Genomic DNA, 16,303 nt, shown 5'->3' on the forward strand with positions numbered 1-16,303 from the left:
CTAAGGTTTTACCTTTTCCAGAAGAAACGAACGGATTAACAAAGCAATCCGAAGTCTTAGTGTTTCATCAGAATCTTTTAAGGAGATGTTTAATAATTCTTCGCATTTTTCTAGCCGATAAACAACTGTATTTCGATGAACGTATAACCGTTTAGCTGTTTCGGCGATTTGGCAATGATTTTCAATAAAAACAGAAATGGTTTGTACTAAACTTAGTAAATCTTTATTGGTTGTATAGGCAAGTTCTTTAAGGGTGCTCTCATAAAACTCTGTTACATTAGCAAGTGGGATCATTTGGAGTAATTCAGTGATATCCTTGGTGCGATATGTTTGAATGAAATGACTCTTTCTAAGTTGATACCCTGCCCCCAATGCTTCCACAGCATGTCGGTACCCTTTATGAATATTCCGTATATCCTTACAGTGAGTACTTACACCAAAAGAAATAGACACGTTTAATTGCTCATGCAGTTTCTTTTGAACGGATTGAATAAACTCAGTTAATTGCTGTTCAGATTTCATATTCTCTCGATCTAGTAATAGAACAAAAATATCATTCTTTATAAAAATGCAAAACTCCATTCCTGTTTTTGAAAACATTGATTTTAAATGCTCATAAATCGTGTATTTAAAACCTTCCACTTGAAATGAGTTATAAAAAGAAAGAGATTGAGTTATCTTTTCGTTATTTTCATCAATTTTACAGGCAATTACATTGTAAGATTGATCCTTTTTTAGTCCGTATTTTCCCCCTCGTTTCAAAACCTCACTTTCAGGTATGTCACCATCTAATAATGCTGTAAAAAAATTATTTTTAATATGTAGATTTTTCTCTGATAATGCATGTTGTTTCAGGAGCTCGAAGGAAATAACATTCGTTACTTGCTCCACTGATAAGAGAGTGTATCCGTCAACGGGAAAATCAAAGCCAATAATTAGTAAATAACTTTTCTTAAAATAGGTATCGATCGGAAAAAAATGAACGAATTTGCCCTTTAGGGAAGATGGTTTGTAAACAGAAAGGTAAAGTGGTTGCTGTTTAATTGACGAATGATTAGCATCGATGTCTTTTACAATATTTTTTCTGAGTTTTTTCATTTCGGTGCTACGAAAGTGGTGTGTTTCAACTATTACACGATTTAAATGATCAATAAGCAAAATCGGTTTATCGAGAATCGTGGAAAGTCGATCAATTATTTTTGATAATTTTTCTCCCTTATGTACAAGCTTGGTAAATTCTCTTTGCGTATTTATTGCGAATTGTAGCTCCTTTGTTCGTCTTGCTAGAATGTAACTTAATGACTCATTAACAATTTCTCCTAATGAATGTTCGAGAGGAAGTTCAATTAAGGGAAGGTTCTCTTCATTTGCTATTTTAATAACTTCAGAGGGGATGGAATGTAAAAAGCTTCTAGTTTTTATTCCGAGCCCGGAGCAATTATTCTTTGCCATAAATCTGACGAGATTGACCATTTCTTGTGGATTGTCACGAATAAAATAAGCTGAGGTCACTAATAATTCATTGGGCTTTAAAAACTGAATAATATCAGGGGCATCCATCATGTTGACTGATTGTACACTTCGACCTACACCATTTTTGCCTGCAGCAATTTTTGCATTGGAAAGAATAGGGATTTTTAATAATTCACTCATTTTCATCAAGATCCCACCTTATTGTAATGTTAGAAAAAGTAACATAAAAATAATCAATAAAACCATTTTTTATGCTTTTTAGTTAATTTGACTAAGAAAAATTTCTAAAACTAGTGATGATAACTAATGAAAAATGAAGAGGAAATGATTATTATGTAAATAATATAACATAATATGTAACAATTAATAACATTAAATTTGGGATGGAGTGATTATTTGATTACAATTAAGGATGTGAACGAATTTTCACAGAGTGAGTTTGTAGCACTTCTTGGCTGGATATTCGAGGATACTCCTTGGATTGCTGACAAAGTATGGGAGTTACGACCTTTTCCTTCGATACAATTTCTTCATCGTTCAATGGTAAAGCTTGTTGAGAAATCTTCAAAGGAAGAAAAGTTCGCTTTAATTCTAGCACATCCTGATTTAGGTACAAAAATAAAATTGTCCACTTCTTCAAAATTTGAACAACAACAAGCAGGTTTAGATCAGCTTTCCCCAAATGAATATAAGCGTTTTCTGGCGCTTAACAACAAATACATTAAGAAATTTGGTTTCCCTTTTGTTTTAGCAGTACGTGGTCATAATAAAGATTCTATTTATGACTCAATGAAAAGGAGAGTTAAAAATAAAGAAGAGCAAGAATTTGAAACAGCTATGGAGGAAATTTATAAAATATCATGGTTTAGATTAAGAGATATTGTTACAAACGAAGGGAGCTATAATCATGAAAGATCTAACAATGTATTACGGTAAGGAGATGTATATTATAAAAAAATAACCACAATCACATATGAATAATCCTCCTAGTTTATTAAAACCGTTTACACGCTAAACGGTTTTTTTATTTAAATAAAGTACCTAGTCAATTATTTTCTGTTTTCGTAAATTGATTTTCTCTATCCTATTTACATATTGAAAAAATCTCTGTAATCTATTGTTTGAATAGTATGAGTTTTGCATATAGTAGTTTACAGAACTGGGGGAATAAATATGATTAAAGCAATCTTCTTTGATTTAGATGATACATTATTATGGGATCAAAAAAGTGTAAAAGAAGCATTTATCGCAACGTGTCAGATCGCTCATGAAAAATTCGGAGTCGATCCAGATCAATTGGAAGAAGCTGTACGAAATGAAGCGAGAGAGCTATATTCTTCATATGAAACGTATGAATTTACACAAATGATCGGGATTAATCCATTTGAAGGACTGTGGGGCAACTTTTTAGATGATGAAGAGAATTTTAAAAAGATGTCAGAAATCGTTCCCACATATCGTAAAGAAGCATGGACAAGAGGGCTAAAGGCTTGCGGAATCGATGATCAAGAGTTTGGTGCCAAACTAGCTGAAGAGTTTCCAGCGCAAAGACGTCAAAAGCCATTTGTATATGACGAGTCGTTTAAGGTATTGGACGAGCTAAAGGATACATACCGTCTTTTATTATTAACAAATGGATCACCAGATCTTCAAAATACAAAATTAGATATTACACCTGAGCTTGTTCCATATTTTGAACAAATCATTATCTCTGGTGCATTTGGAAGAGGAAAACCAGATGCTTCTATATTTGAACATGCCTTAGAAAAAATGAATTTAACGAAAGATGAAGCAATCATGGTTGGTGATAATTTAATGACAGATATCCTTGGCGCTTCTCGAGCTGGAATCAAATCTGTTTGGATCAATCGTCATGATAAAGAACGTAATGAAGTTATCCCTACTTTTGAAATTACGCATCTTGAAGAACTTTATCCTATTTTAGATAAGTTAAACAAGTAATAACAAAGCGGATGGCCTTGATAAGCGACGTATGAACTGGAGGACTGTGAAGTACACTAGACGCTGGAGCCTGATGTCAAAGCGCTTATCCTTAGTATTTCCTAAACAAAAATAAAACAGCCTAATACCACTACTGGTATTAGGCTGTTTCAAAAAAGCAAATAGTCTATTATGAATAGGGATCTATGCTTCAGTTAAAAAACTAATCAAAAAAATGTAAAGCGCGAATCTTTTTACTTGAATAAAGACCTTGACTCACTATATATTAGTAAGTGAGATTTTATAGCGCATTAACAATATGCCTATATGGCTATCTTATTTTTTTAATAATTGCAGATAGAGCTAGAGAAATATAAACAAAGGAGGGAATAATCATTATTTATCTAGTGATAGGACTTATTTTTGTTTTGATTTTAGGTTATTTTTATTATAAAAGTTATATGGCAATAAAAAGCGTTCCTTGTATTGATGTAAATCGATCTCAACTTGATGATCATCATGTTGTAGTTGATTTTAGAGATTATAACAATTTATCAGAGAATCAAGCCTTTCAAGCTCAAGCAATTGTCATTCCCATACCTTATTTAAAAAGATTTTATCATGAAATTCCAAGGAAACATGTATATGTCATCGCTTCTAATAAACTCGAGAAAAATATTGGAATTCGATTTTTACAAAAGCATGGCTTCCAAGTAACAGGTTACAGTTTAGCTGAGTGTGCTTGTCATAATAATACTAGAGATATGGTAATGTAAATGTATAGGAACTATTAAAGTAGTGGATTTTTCATTTGAAATGTCACTGCTTTTTTTATTTGTAAAGCACATCCAAGTTATTGATGCTTGAAAAATCAGAAAATTTTATTGACATACATGATTTATGATGATATATTTTTTCTTCCATTCAAAATGTTAGGAGGAAAAACGATTGATTACTATAGAAGGCTTAAGTAAATCCTTCAAAGTTGCCAAGCGAACTACTGGTTTGAGGCAGTCTGTGAAAGCGCTGTTTTATCGGGAGCATTTTATTGTTGAAGCGCTAAAAGATATCTCTTTTTCTATTGAACCGGGGGAAATTGTAGGCTATATCGGTCCAAATGGTGCAGGTAAATCTACAACGATAAAGTTAATGAGCGGTATTTTGGTTCCTGACCGAGGAACCTGCAGCATTATGGGGTACACTCCTTGGAAGGACAGAGTGTCATATGTTCAAAATATCGGAGTGGTTTTTGGACAACGCTCTCAACTGTGGTGGGATGTACCGGTAATGGACTCATTTGAGCTTCTACGCGATATTTACAAAATTCCTCAAAAAGAATATAAAGATAATATTAATCTACTTGTTGAAACACTCGATCTGCAAAGTCTCATTAATTCCCCAGTAAGACAATTAAGCTTAGGGCAACGAATGCGTTGTGAAATCGCTGCCTCACTTCTACATAGTCCGAAAATATTATTTTTGGATGAACCAACTATCGGACTTGATGCCGTTTCAAAAATTGCTGTTCGCCAGTTTATTAAAACAATTAATAAAGAAAAAGGAGTTACTGTCATTCTTACCACGCATGATATGAATGATATCGAGGCTTTAGCTGACAGAGTCATCTTAATCGGAAAGGGGAGCTTATTGTATGACGGTAAATTGAATGAACTCAGAAGTCGATTTGGGACACTTAAGACAATTACTGCAGATTATCGTGAAACGGTTAATTCATTTGAAATTCATGGAACTTCTTTGCTTTCTTGGTCACCTGAACGGGCTATTATAAGTGTAGATACGGAGAAGGTCATGATATCAGAAGTAGTTTCCCAATTATCAAGCAAGGTTGAATTACTTGATGTCTCTATAGAAGCACAACCAATTGAAGACATTATTGTACAATTATATAAGGAGTATGAAATATGAATGCATATTTTTCCGTATTGAAGCTACGGCTACTAACTGGCATGCAGTATAGGGCAGCTGCTTTGGCAGGGGTGGTGACACAATTTTTTTGGGGATTCATGTATATTATGATTTTTGAAGCATTCTACCAGAATTACTTACATACACCACCTATTTCTTTTACAGAATTAATTACTTACATTTGGCTACAACAGGCCTTTCTAGCTTTTATCATGCTTTGGTTTCGTGATAATGAATTATTTGATTTAATCACGAGTGGAAATATCGCGTATGAACTTTGTAGACCATGCGGTATCTACGGGTTTTGGTATGCAAAACTTTTAGCACAGCGCTTGTCGAGTGCATTACTTCGAAGCTTTCCCATTCTAATTGTAGCTTTCTTTTTACCGCAACCATACAAAATGACACTACCACCTAGCATAACAACCTTCATGTTATTTCTTTCAGCAATGATTCTAGGTTTACTCCTATTAGTCTCAATATCTATGTTTATTTATATTTCTGTCTTTGTGACGATGTCTCCAGTTGGCTCATTGTTAGTTTTTGGGATCATAGGGGAATTTTTTGCTGGTTTAACTATTCCTATCCCACTTATGCCATCATGGCTGCAAAACATTGCCTACTTGCTTCCATTTCGCTTGACGGCAGATTTTCCTTTCAGAGTCTATTCAGGACACATTCCACAGGATGAGGCACTTATAGGGATATTCATTCAGCTTGGCTGGCTTAGTGTTCTTATTTTATTGGGAAGATATGCTTTTGACAAAGCTTTACAAAGAGTGGTTGTACAAGGGGGATGATTCACTTTGAGTATTTATTTCAAATATCTTAGAATTTTATTTAAATCACAAATGGAATATCGTACATCTTTTTGGCTCTTATCGATCGGACAATTCTTTATTCCATTCACTGTCTTTGCAGGTTTATATTTTCTATTTGAACGCTTCGGGCAAATTAAAGGCTGGAGTTTTTTTGAAGTTGCACTATGTTTTGGGGTTATTCATATGGCATTTGCTATAAGTGAATGTTTTGCTCGAGGGTTTGACTCATTCTCTAGTCTTGTAAAGGAGGGTGAGTTTGATCGACTTCTTGTCCGTCCAAGAAGCACCTTCATTCAAGTGTTAGGATCAAAATTTGAGTTTACGAGATTTGGAAGGCTACTACAAAGCTTATTCGTTTTGGGGTGGGCAATTAGTAATCTTTCCATCGAATGGGACTATTTCAAAGTTATTACCCTCTTACTTATGATTGTCAGCGGTGTATTTATTTTTACTGGAATTTTCATACTTGCTGCTACAATGTGCTTTTGGACAATCCAAGGTCTAGAAGTGGTAAATATATTTACTGATGGTGGAAGAGAGATGGCTCAATATCCATTAAATATCTATCATAAATGGGTATCTAAATTCTTTACATTTATAATTCCATTTGGGTGTGTAAATTACTTGCCGTTGCTGTATATTCTCGATAAAAATCACGGGGACACACTTCTATATATGATGTCTCCTCTTGCTGGGATCATTTTTATCTTTCCTTGTTTACTCATATGGCAATTTGGAGTTAGACATTATCTGTCGACTGGGTCGTGATTCATTAGAGGGTTATACCGTGATATTAAAAACTTAAGTTGTTCGCCTATTTTTTAATGAAATAACCTTGATAACCTGAATTTCCTTTGATATAATATTCTAAATATTAAATACATTGAAGAGGAATAGTAGGGTTTTATAAGCGTACAGAGAGCTGTTGGTTGGTGCAAAACAGTCGTAGACAAAATCCGAACTCGCCTTGAAGTAGCTCGCTGAAATTTTTAAGAGTAGGTAGAGACGGAGCCTAACCGTTACAGTAGGAGGATATAGGTATTATAAAAACCCGTGTCTGTCTGAGTGCATACCAATTTGGTATGAATTAGAGTGGTACCGCGTGAGATTTTAACAGTCTTTCGTCTCTTTTAATTTAGAGATGAAAGACTTTTTTGCGTTCTAATGTATCTAAATAAAAATATGTATGATAAATGGAAGGGTGGACTTGAAAAATGGAAAATCATAAAAAGTATGCAAGAGGTTACTTTATGCCCCCAGAGCCAAGCATGAAATGGGCTCAAAAAGAGTATATAACTGAGGCTCCAATGTGGTGTAGTGTAGATCTTAGGGATGGAAATCAGGCTTTGGTTGTTCCAATGACTCTAAAGGAGAAGTTAGAATTTTTTCAATTGCTTGTAAAAATAGGTTTCAAGGAAATTGAAGTTGGCTTCCCAGCTGCATCTGAAACGGAATATGCTTTTTTACGAACGTTGATTGAAGAGGATTTGATCCCGGATGATGTGACGATTCAAGTTTTGACTCAATCAAGAGAACATATTATCAAGAAAACGTTTGAATCACTTCAAGGTGCAAAGCAAGCAGTTGTACACTTATACAATTCAACGTCTGTGTCTCAGCGTCAACAAGTATTCAAAAAATCTAAAGAAGAAATTATCGACATTGCTGTTACTGGTGCAAAACTTCTTCAGAAATATGCTGCTGAAACCGAAGGGAACTTTAAGTTCCAATATTCACCTGAAAGCTTTACAGGTACAGAGGTGGATTTTGCGCTTGAGATATGCAATCGGGTTCTTGATGTATGGCAGCCGACCGCTGAGAATAAAGTAATTATCAATTTGCCTGCTACTGTTTCAATGTCGATGCCTCACGTTTATGCAAGCCAGATTGAATACATGAGTGATCATATGAATTATAGAGAAAATGTTATCTTATCACTTCACCCACATAATGATAGAGGAAGCGGTATTGCGGATGCGGAATTAGGAATGCTAGCCGGTGGACAAAGAATCGAGGGAACATTATTTGGTAATGGCGAAAGAACAGGGAATGTAGACATTGTTACTCTTGCTCTAAATATGTTCTCCCATGGAGTGAATCCGGAATTAAATTTCGAAAATATTCAAGAAATCATTGCTGTGTATGAACGTATGACTAAGATGAAGGTTTATGAAAGACAGCCATACGGTGGTAAACTTGTATTTGCTGCATTTTCAGGCTCACATCAAGATGCAATAGCTAAAGGAATGAAGTGGCGTGAGGAAAACGAATGCGAGCATTGGACGGTTCCTTATTTGTTAATTGATCCAAATGATATTGGAAGAGAGTATGAAGGAGATGTTATCCGGATTAATAGCCAATCTGGTAAAGGTGGAATCGGTTATCTTCTTGAACAGCAATATGGCCTTGATTTACCAGCTAAAATGCGTGAAAACTTTGGGTACATTGTTAAAAATGTATCAGATCATCAGCAAAAAGAGCTTTTGCCTAATGAAATTTATGACATTTTCCAAAAGGAATATGTCAATATCAAAGCACCTGTCGAGTTTGTCAATTACCAGTTTACTAAGCATGATGATTACCAAACCATCGTAGCGATCAAAATAAATGATGAGCTTCAGGAAGTTGCTGGCGAAGGGAACGGAAGACTAGATGCAATCAGTAACGCACTACAAACCAAACTTGGTATTAAATATACTGATTTAGTCTATAAGGAGCATGCTCAAGAAATAGGCTCGGGATCAAACGCCGTTTCTTACGTAGGGATAACAGCTCTAGACGGTACTGTTTATTGGGGCTGTGGGGTTGATATGGATATTATGACCTCTTCTGTAAAAGCTCTGTTTAGTGCTGTTAATAAAATGACTGAGAGTGTAAAACTTCCAATTGGAATGGATTTTTCTTTGACAAACAAATAAGTAAAAAAGAGGTTGGCTAGAAAAGAGTCTCACCCAACGTAACTAGTATATAGTGACTTTTAACTCAACTTTGAGGCTATATATTATGATAAGGGTCTGACGCTTTGTCTTGAGTCAGCCTTTTTTGTGTGTTTAAAAAAGATTTAATAAATAAATGCTAGGGCAAAGTGAAATAGATTTTCAGTTAGTAAGATGGTATAGTATGTGTCGATACTAATAAAGAGAACAAAACAATGTTTTGTAATTTAAAGAGGTAGCTGACAACATGCATTCAACGAATTATTATATAAAGACTTGGCAGAAAGCGTTAAGAGCTGAAATCATGCACTTAAAAACATATGGAAGCACTAAATATTACGTGAAAAATGGGGAGTTAATGACGAGTGATGGGGCATTTACGTATTATTTCGATACGTCTTCTCCTATCCGAATTCCAATTGGATCAACGATAAGAATGGAATCTGGGAAATTAACAATAAGTGGTCGTATCCTCTCTTCAGAGGGGAAAAGTGTGATCGTTTCTCTAGAACAATCGTTAGGTAGCGATCTTAGTGAGTTATTTCTACTCCATGACCCTTGGGAGCTTTTAGACCAGTTACATGATCGCCTGGATGAGATAAAAGAAAGTAAACGGAAACGAGCTCGGATAAAAAGAATGATGAACCCTTCTAATGAAGCTATACATCCAACCGATAATATAAAATCCAATGTTCATGAGCTAGTGTTAAGAAGTAAATATAACCCGGTAACTTTTGTTTGGGGACCACCTGGAACAGGTAAGACCTATACACTTGGAAGAGTAGCGGCAAATAAATATTTTAAAGCGAATCGTGTTCTCATTCTTTCACAAAGTAATCAAGCAGTAGATGTGTTAATGACTGAAATTGCACGTTTCATCGATAAAAAAGGTCGGTTTCGAGAAGGAGATTTGTTACGGTATGGATCACAGTCTGCGATCGCTTCAGAATCTTTTCTAACAACTACCGAACTCATCACAAAACGAAATCCAGACTTAGCAAAGCAAAAACTAAGCTTGCAAGAAGAACGCAGATTAATAAAACATGATCTAGGACGCTCTTTTAGTAGACGAGACTCTGAACGTTTATTGGAGATTGAAGGAAAACTTACCAATGTGTTAGAGAAAATACGGCAAAAGGAAATTCAATTTGTTAAAGATGCCGATATTATTGGAACAACACTTTCAAAGGCAGCAAATGATCCAACAATTTATGAAAAGGATTATGATCTTGTCATTGTAGATGAAGCAAGTATGGCATACGTTCCACAGGTGGGCTTTGCTGCATCATTAGGTACTCGTGTTATTATTTGCGGTGATTTTAAGCAGCTGCCACCAATTGCAGCAGCAAGAAGTCCGCTAGTGGATGAGTGGTTAAGGGAGGATATATTTCATAAGGCCGGGGTTGTAGATTGGCTTAATGCCGGAAAAAAATTACATCCGCACTTGTTTCTTTTAAAGGAACAAAGACGAATGCACCCTGATATTTCTTCGTTTACGAATCAATATATATATGATTCTCTCGTAGGTGATCATGAAAGTGTAAAAACCTCGAGACATGCAATTTTAGAAAGAGCTCCGTTTCCAAATCGTGCTTCTGTTCTTTTAGATAGTAGTTTTACAGGAAGTCATTGTCTCCGTGAAAAATCATCGAACTCGAGATTTAATTTATGGCAGTTACTCTTGTCCTTTCAGCTTATTCATGAATCCTACTTAGCTGGTTCTAGATCAATAGGGTATGTAACACCTTATCGAGCGCAAGCAATTTTGATGGAGACCTTATTATCAGACCTCTATTTAACTGAGCTTCAAGACGCAGACATCACCTCAGCGACTGTTCATCGTTTTCAAGGGAGTGAACGTGATGTAATGTTGTTTGATACTGTTGATAGTTATCCTCAAGGTAGACCAGGAATGCTGTTAGTTGGTAAAGATAGTGAACGGCTTATCAATGTTGCGATTACAAGAACAAGAGGAAAATTCATTCATATTTGTGATCATCATTTTATTCAATCCAATGTTTATCAAACGAAAACGATCCGCAAGCTCGTTGACCATCAGTTTAAACATGATCAGCAAATCCTACCACATCAAGTAGGTGCTTGGATAAAAAATCAACACCCTAATTTAACTTGGATACACGCAAAGAAACTAGACTTAATTATTGAAGATATTCATCAAGCGAGGCTATCGATCTTTGTAGGCTTACCATCGGGCAAAGAATTACCAAAAGAGTGGAAGACCATTTTAAACAATAGGAATGACAAAGTCTTACTAACTTTCATGACTACTGAAAAAATAGAAAACGTAAAAGTTGATAAACATATTAATTATTCTGTCTCATTTCCGTTCATTATCATTGATCATCAGAAGTTATGGTTAGGTCTACCTGTCGAAGCAACAGTTAACGTTAGACCTCCATACGTAGCTGCTCGCCTTACCTCAAAACCTGTTGTGGACTATTTTCTTTCACAGCTTATATAATTTTATTCGACTAAGGTGTCTTCACGAGTTAGTTCGTTTGAAGAACTTTTGGTAGTAATCCCGCGATTAACTTGTACTAAACAAAGTACAGTATACATAGAACTAGTTATAGCTATCAAAGAGTATATACAGATTTTTGGAGGGGGAAACTGGTGGGAGTTTCATTATGTTTTTCTGTATTTTTCTCTCTGTTAACAGGGGTAGGCATATCGATTTTTATCTCTAAATGGTTGAAGGTGAAAATCGACTATATTTTGTCCCTATGTTCTGGCGTTTTATGTGGTGTACTGTTTTTAGAATTGATACCACATAGTTTTTCAGAATATAAGCCTGGTTCTGTGTTTCTCGGTATAATTGTAGGTTTGCTTCTGATGATGATAATTGATAAATTTATGCATAATAATTCTCACCATGGAGGTTTAGATAAAACAGCATCGTTTTACTTTCTTATTTTAGCGATTACCTTACATAATCTTCCCTCAGGATTAGCTTTGGGAAATCATGTTGATCATGATGGACATTTATTTCATTTAGTTGTTTTTCATCATATTCCAGAGGGTATGACATTAATGATGATCTATTTTGCCACTTCTCTAAAATTACGTCACTTATTTGTTTCACTCGTGTTTTTAAGTTTAAGCTTATACGGCTTTACACTTATCGGCAGTGTTTTTCCAATTCGTAATGGTCATTTTTTAGGTGTGTTACTTGGTGTGGCTAGTAGTACAATTGGATATGTGGCAATTTTTGAGTTGTTTTTACCATCATTGAAAAAAGGATATCACTCTCTCCACTGGCTTAGCCTATTGACAGGGATATTTATCGCAGGATTGCTATTAATTATTGGCTAAGATTGACAATAGCCAATATTTTTTTTATGATAAAATAAGATAATATGAACATATACTCATATTTTGATATATAATAACACAAAGAGGGTGTTTTTTAATGGATGAAGCATTAAATAAGGATAAAGATCAATCTGAACAGCTTGATGAAGAAACATTATTTATCGTATCACAAACATTTAAAGCATTAGGTGATCCAACTAGGATTCGAATTTTACACTTATTATCACATCAAGAGTGTTCCGTGAATGAAATAGCTGAAAATCTTTCACTGATGCAATCCACTGTCTCACACCAGCTTAGATTTTTGAAAAATTTACGTTTGGTTAAGTATCGAAGAGAAGGGACAACATTATATTATTCACCGGATGACGATCATGTGATGAATGTATTACAGCAAACAATTCATCATGCACAGCATCATTAAGCTTTTATATGGAGTGAAGCAAAATGGACGAATATAAAGTAAAGGGTTTAACATGTGCCAATTGTACAAGAGAATTACAAGAGGAAATCAACAAGTTGCCTTCTGGGGAAACAGCGTCTTTAAGCTATAATACTGGGAAACTTAAATTAGACAGTACCGTTGACATGAATATAGTGAATAAGATTTTATCGTCAGATGGAGCATATATTGAAAATGATGAAGAAGATGGCCACAATCATGAGCATCATACTGGTGTAAACTGGATCGCACTCTTATCTATTTCAGTGTTTTTCTACATTGCGGCATTTATTACTGAACAATGGATCAATGAATATGTAGCAATTGGATTATTTCTTGCTGCGACAGCCTTAAGTGGATACCAAACATTTTTTAAAGGCTTGAAAAACTTAGCGAAGTTAAAATTCAATATCGAAACGCTCATGACTATTGCTCTTATCGGTGCGCTTAGTATTGGTGAGTGGAAGGAAGGAGCACTTGTTGCGATTCTCTTTGGACTTAATGAATATTTAGAAGGTCTTGGAATGCAAAAAGCTAGAAAATCGATGGAAAAACTTCTAGAGATTGCTCCAAAAGAGGCAACAATCCTCGAAAATGGCCAGGAAAGAATTGTAAAGATTGCTTCCTTGGAGGTAAATCAAATTGTCTTAGTTCGTGCTGGTGAAAAAATACCTTCTGATGGTATTGTTATTGAAGGGAAAAGCTCTGTTAATGAAGCTGTAATTACTGGAGAATCCATGCCAGTCGAGAAGGCAATTGATGAACCAGTTTATGGGGGAAGTATAAATAACGAAGGTGTTCTTAAAGTCAAAATTACGAAAGCTTATGAGGACTCGTCATTAGCAAAAATACTTCATCTTGTTGAGGAAGCACAAGAAACGAAAACACCAACTGAATTATTTATTAATAAATTTGCGAAATACTATACGCCATTAATTATGGTGATCTCGGTTATTGTCATGGTACTTCCACCACTATTATTCAATGGTAACTGGGGAGATTGGTTTTACCAAGGCTTAGCGGTCTTAATCGTAGGCTGTCCTTGTGCATTAGTGTTATCGTCTCCGATTGCGATTGTTTCAGGTATAACAAAAAATGCTCGGAATGGAATCCTTATAAAAGGTGGGGTATTTTTAGAGCAATTAGGAAAGATTACAACGATTGCTTTTGATAAAACTGGTACGCTCACAAAAGGGGAGCCATATGTAGAGGATCTTGTCGCGTACGATCCAACCTTTTTACAAATTGCTGCATCGATTGAGAAGTCATCATCACATCCAATTGCCAAAGCGGTTATGCGGAAAGCAGAAGGATTAGCATTAGATGAACCTGATGAAATATCAACAGTATCTGGTAGTGGGATCATTGCAAAAATGAAGGGTATTACTTATTATTTAGGCAATGAAGCACATGTAAACCATCTTAATATAACAGAAAAAGTCAAACAAGATCTTATAGCCTTTAAAGAGTCAGGTATGACTTTAGTCATCTTAGCAAATGAATTGGACGTTCTCGGCATCATGGGAATCTCTGATCAAATTCGTGAAGAAAGTGCAGCTGTTATTGCGAATCTTCATAGTGCAGGGATTAATAATACGATTATGTTAACTGGTGATCATGAAAAGACAGCAGATAAAGTAGCGAAAAAGGTAGGACTAACATCATATTTCGCTAGTCTATTACCAGATGAAAAAGTTGCAAAAATAAAAGAACTCTCAAAAAATGAAAAGGTTGCGATGGTTGGTGATGGAATAAATGATGCACCAGCACTAGCTACCGCTGATCTTGGAATTGCAATGGGGAAAGGGACAGATAGTGCAATTGAAACAGCTGATATCGTATTGATGCAAGATCATCTTGGTAAGTTACCATCAGCGATTCGATCTGCTAAAAAAGTTAATTCAATCATTAAATTAAATATTACATTAGCGCTTGGGTTAAAACTGATTGCATTACTGTTAACGATTCCAGGGCTATTAACACTTTGGATTGCGATCTTATCAGATATGGGAGCAACGATTTTAGTCACGTTAATTAGCTTAACAGTGCTTTATGAGAAAAAAGATAAAGCTACGATGTAAAAAACTTATAAAAAGCCAACATGAGGAGAAATCTTACTCATCATGTTGGCTTTTTTCTATGCATTAGAATCTGTAAATGCATGGTATATTTTGAAACTTAGATGAATGAGCGAAAATCAAAAGAGCCATTCATCGTGAAACTTCTACTAGGTTACTAGTTTGTAGGGTAGCTTGAAGTGCTCTTTCTTCTTCATTATTTAATGGGATCAGTGGTAAACGAACACCACCAACAGATATTCCTCTCATATTTAACGCTGCTTTTACTGGTGTTGGGTTTGGTGCAGCAAACATTGCTTTAATTATAGGAAGAAGGTTGCGATGTAAGGTAGCAGCTTCAGTGACATCACCATTTTTAAATTGATTAATCATATCTTGCATTTCATTACCAATGATGTGTGATGATACTGAGATTATTCCCGTTCCACCAATAGCTAAAAGCGGTAATGTTAGGGCATCATCTCCACTGTACACTGAAAAATCATTAGGTGTTTTGCTAATGATCTCTGCCATTGCATCTAAGTCACCACTTGCTTCCTTAATTGAAACAATATTATCTAGTTGTGAGAGACGAACAATGGTCTCTACAGACATGTTAACACTACTTCGACCTGGAATATTATAAAGCATTACTGGCAATGATGTTGTTTCGGCAATCGCTTTAAAGTGTTGATACATTCCTTCTTGTGATGGCTTGTTATAGTATGGAGTAACAAGCATAATTCCATCGACACCTGCTTCTTCAGCAAGACTAGTTAAGCTAATAGAAGCTTTCGTGTTATTTGATCCTGTTCCAGCGATGACAGGAACTCTACCATTAACAATCTGTACAACAAATTTAAATAAATCTACTTTCTCTTCTGTCGTTAAAGTAGGAGACTCACCAGTTGTCCCATTTATAACTAATCCATCCGAACCATTAGCTATTAAATAATTCACTAAATTTTCTGTTGCGTTAAAATCAACCTCACCATTATGATCAAACGGGGTAATCATTGCTGTTAAAACTTGGCCGTAATTCATAACTTCACACCCTTTATATAGTTTTTGTAAATTTAGAGGTGGTCAGGGCCATTCATAGTAAACGCAAAAAAGCAACAACGAGGGATTCGCTGATGCTTAGAAACAATATGTATCAAAAATCGTTCCCGTGCGAAAGATAGCCCTCCATATAGTTCCCTATATGACAGTTCTGCATTTATTCAATAGCAGAACCAGCTTCAAGAACATGAGATTCTATCCACTTCGGCAAATTCCCCTTTCCACAATGATCATAGGACCTCATTCTCCTCATATTGTGTACTTATGTCTTTGCGCCTCTATCCTCACTCCAAATTTATTGAAGTAAGAAAA

Annotated in this window: 13 protein-coding genes, 1 riboswitch and 1 other annotated feature; of the genes, 11 read left to right on the forward strand and 2 right to left on the reverse strand. The window is 35.3% G+C overall.

What is annotated here, in order from left to right; translation table 11 throughout:
- Positions 1-1,659 (reverse strand): PucR family transcriptional regulator, encoded by a 1,659-nt coding sequence (locus tag WCV66_RS14795; protein ID WP_338785878.1) that lies wholly within the window; start codon positions 1,657-1,659, stop codon positions 1-3.
- Positions 1,660-1,869: 210 nt separating this feature from the next.
- Here WCV66_RS14795 and uraD point away from each other — a divergent pair, with 210 nt between their 5' ends.
- The 11 genes from uraD (at position 1,870) to WCV66_RS14850 (ending at position 14,953) form a co-directional block, all read left to right on the forward strand.
- The gene (gene uraD / locus WCV66_RS14800; protein WP_338785879.1) at positions 1,870-2,409 is read left to right on the forward strand and encodes a 2-oxo-4-hydroxy-4-carboxy-5-ureidoimidazoline decarboxylase; all 540 of its coding nucleotides are present in this window, start codon (positions 1,870-1,872) and stop codon (positions 2,407-2,409) included.
- A 237-nt stretch (positions 2,410-2,646) separates the two neighbouring features.
- Positions 2,647-3,435, forward strand: a complete 789-nt coding sequence (locus WCV66_RS14805) for an HAD family hydrolase (RefSeq protein WP_338785880.1) — start codon at positions 2,647-2,649, stop codon at positions 3,433-3,435.
- A gap of 407 nt (positions 3,436-3,842) precedes the next feature.
- Positions 3,843-4,190, forward strand: a complete 348-nt coding sequence (locus tag WCV66_RS14810) for a hypothetical protein (RefSeq protein WP_338785881.1) — start codon at positions 3,843-3,845, stop codon at positions 4,188-4,190.
- Between the two features lie 172 nt (positions 4,191-4,362).
- Positions 4,363-5,340, forward strand: coding sequence for an ATP-binding cassette domain-containing protein (locus WCV66_RS14815; RefSeq protein ID WP_066327333.1), 978 nt, complete (start codon positions 4,363-4,365; stop codon positions 5,338-5,340).
- The gene (locus tag WCV66_RS14820; protein WP_066327328.1) at positions 5,337-6,140 is read left to right on the forward strand and encodes an ABC transporter permease; all 804 of its coding nucleotides are present in this window, start codon (positions 5,337-5,339) and stop codon (positions 6,138-6,140) included. The genes WCV66_RS14815 and WCV66_RS14820 overlap by 4 nt, the downstream gene beginning before the upstream one ends.
- A gap of 6 nt (positions 6,141-6,146) precedes the next feature.
- On the forward strand, positions 6,147-6,929 hold the full coding sequence (locus tag WCV66_RS14825) for an ABC transporter permease (RefSeq protein WP_338785882.1): 783 nt from the start codon (positions 6,147-6,149) through the stop codon (positions 6,927-6,929).
- A 106-nt stretch (positions 6,930-7,035) separates the two neighbouring features.
- Positions 7,036-7,293 (forward strand) — a binding site (T-box leader).
- 82 nt (positions 7,294-7,375) lie between these two features.
- Complete coding sequence (locus WCV66_RS14830) at positions 7,376-9,079, forward strand: 2-isopropylmalate synthase (protein WP_338785883.1); 1,704 nt, start codon at positions 7,376-7,378, stop codon at positions 9,077-9,079.
- Positions 9,080-9,344: 265 nt separating this feature from the next.
- Positions 9,345-11,579: a DEAD/DEAH box helicase gene (locus tag WCV66_RS14835; protein WP_338785884.1), complete on the forward strand. Its 2,235-nt coding sequence runs from the start codon at positions 9,345-9,347 to the stop codon at positions 11,577-11,579.
- Between the two features lie 152 nt (positions 11,580-11,731).
- Entirely contained in the window at positions 11,732-12,430 is a 699-nt protein-coding gene (locus WCV66_RS14840) for a hypothetical protein (protein WP_338785885.1), read from the forward strand.
- A gap of 97 nt (positions 12,431-12,527) precedes the next feature.
- On the forward strand, positions 12,528-12,854 hold the full coding sequence (locus WCV66_RS14845; RefSeq protein WP_066327305.1) for an ArsR/SmtB family transcription factor: 327 nt from the start codon (positions 12,528-12,530) through the stop codon (positions 12,852-12,854).
- Positions 12,855-12,877: 23 nt separating this feature from the next.
- Entirely contained in the window at positions 12,878-14,953 is a 2,076-nt protein-coding gene (locus WCV66_RS14850; protein ID WP_338785886.1) for a heavy metal translocating P-type ATPase, read from the forward strand.
- A 129-nt stretch (positions 14,954-15,082) separates the two neighbouring features.
- On the opposite strand, the gene dapA is transcribed toward WCV66_RS14850, so the two are convergent.
- The gene (gene dapA, locus WCV66_RS14855) at positions 15,083-15,973 is read right to left on the reverse strand and encodes a 4-hydroxy-tetrahydrodipicolinate synthase (RefSeq protein ID WP_338785887.1); all 891 of its coding nucleotides are present in this window, start codon (positions 15,971-15,973) and stop codon (positions 15,083-15,085) included.
- Positions 15,974-16,102: 129 nt separating this feature from the next.
- Positions 16,103-16,280, reverse strand: a riboswitch (Lysine riboswitch).
- Positions 16,281-16,303 lie beyond the last annotated feature (23 nt).

It is taken from the genome of Metabacillus rhizosphaerae (assembly GCF_037201795.1).
GTDB classification, from domain to species: Bacteria; Bacillota; Bacilli; order Bacillales; family Bacillaceae; genus Metabacillus; species Metabacillus rhizosphaerae.

What these genes read in the sequence shown, in the direction of transcription:
- WCV66_RS14795 (WP_338785878.1), bottom strand. Translation starts at nt 1,659, where the DNA reads ATGAAAATGAGTGAATTATTAAAAATCCCTATTCTTTCCAATGCAAAA.
- WCV66_RS14805 (WP_338785880.1), top strand. Translation starts at nt 2,647, where the DNA reads ATGATTAAAGCAATCTTCTTTGATTTAGATGATACATTATTATGGGAT.
- WCV66_RS14820 (WP_066327328.1), top strand. Translation starts at nt 5,337, where the DNA reads ATGAATGCATATTTTTCCGTATTGAAGCTACGGCTACTAACTGGCATG.
- WCV66_RS14830 (WP_338785883.1), top strand. Translation starts at nt 7,376, where the DNA reads ATGGAAAATCATAAAAAGTATGCAAGAGGTTACTTTATGCCCCCAGAG.
- WCV66_RS14835 (WP_338785884.1), top strand. Translation starts at nt 9,345, where the DNA reads ATGCATTCAACGAATTATTATATAAAGACTTGGCAGAAAGCGTTAAGA.
- WCV66_RS14845 (WP_066327305.1), top strand. Translation starts at nt 12,528, where the DNA reads ATGGATGAAGCATTAAATAAGGATAAAGATCAATCTGAACAGCTTGAT.
- WCV66_RS14850 (WP_338785886.1), top strand. Translation starts at nt 12,878, where the DNA reads ATGGACGAATATAAAGTAAAGGGTTTAACATGTGCCAATTGTACAAGA.
- dapA (WP_338785887.1), bottom strand. Translation starts at nt 15,973, where the DNA reads ATGAATTACGGCCAAGTTTTAACAGCAATGATTACCCCGTTTGATCAT.